The 1,138-nt window shown below is 46.8% G+C and carries 1 protein-coding gene and 1 pseudogene; one reads left to right on the top strand and one right to left on the bottom strand.

Features of this window, described 5'->3' with window-relative positions; translation table 11 throughout:
* Positions 1-197 (bottom strand): LysR family transcriptional regulator (locus R7070_RS26145; protein WP_029797802.1); only part of this gene is annotated, 197 nt, incomplete at its 3' end.
* A gap of 115 nt (positions 198-312) precedes the next feature.
* Here R7070_RS26145 and R7070_RS26140 point away from each other — a divergent pair.
* Positions 313-1,138 (top strand): annotated as a pseudogene (locus R7070_RS26140) (6-phospho-beta-glucosidase); the annotation flags it as partial.

Here is a 1,138-nt window from a genome sequence, read left to right as displayed (position 1 = left end):
CCTTCTTTGGTCAGCTCTAATCGCCGAGTCATACGCACAAATAAGCTGAAACCCAGTTGTTCTTCCAGTGACTTAATGCGTTGGCTCACTGCCCCTTGGGTAATAAACAACTCTTCAGCGGCTTTGGTAAAACTGAGACACTTACCAGCAACGGCGAAAGTGTACATATTGGAGAGCATCTGCTGTTTTCTGTCCATCTTGGCACTCAACATAAATTAGAAAGGCTAATGCATAGCAAGTTTAAATTGGTTTGTATAGCGAATCACGATGCTTTTTAATCAAACTGTCTTATCCATAACGAGAAACAGCACGATGAAAAAGAATCTAAAAATTACCATTATTGGCGCAGGATCCAGTTACACGCCAGAGCTTATCGAAGGTCTCATCAAGCGCAATCATGAACTGCCTATCGGCGAGTTGTGGTTGGTCGATATTGAGGATGGCAAAGAAAAAGTCAGCATCATTGGCGACTTAACGCGCCGAATGTTGGCGAAAAACAACCTGTCTCATATTGATGTTCACGTCACGCTGGATCGCAAACCCGCATTAAAAGACGCCGATTTTGTCTGTTCTCAATTTCGCGCGGGTTGTTTGGAAGGTCGCATCCGCGATGAACGCATCTCGCTTAAATACGGCATGATCGGTCAGGAGACCAATGGTTTAGGCGGTTTTGCTAATGCCTGTCGCACCATTCCTATCGCGCTAGAAATCTGTAAAGAGATGGAAGAATTGTGTCCTGACGCTTGGCTGCTGAACTTTACTAATCCATCGGGCATGGTGACCGAAGCGATTCTCAAGCACACCAACGTAAAAGCGGTTGGTTTGTGTAACGTGCCAGTGATCATGCAAAAAGGCATCGCGCAAATGCTGGGCGCTGACGAGCAAGACTTTGTATTGCAAGTTGCGGGGTTGAACCACTTTATTTGGGCGCGCCAGATCCTGCATGAAGGTCGCGATAAGCTGCAAGAGGTAGTCGAAGAGATCTTATCGGGCAACGATCCTCTCGTTCCACAAAACATTCCTCCATTCGAATGGCCAACAGAACTGCTGCGCAATATGGGGATGATTCCGTGCGCATACCTGCGCTACTATTACACCCGCGAAGACCTCATGAAGCAGGAAATTGAAGAAGCGAACG

Origin of the sequence: Vibrio sp. 1557 (assembly GCF_033340175.1) — a bacterium.
GTDB classification, from domain to species: domain Bacteria; phylum Pseudomonadota; class Gammaproteobacteria; order Enterobacterales; family Vibrionaceae; genus Vibrio; species Vibrio alginolyticus.
Note: the sequence above shows the minus strand (reverse complement) of the source record. Positions and strands in the feature narration are given on the sequence as shown.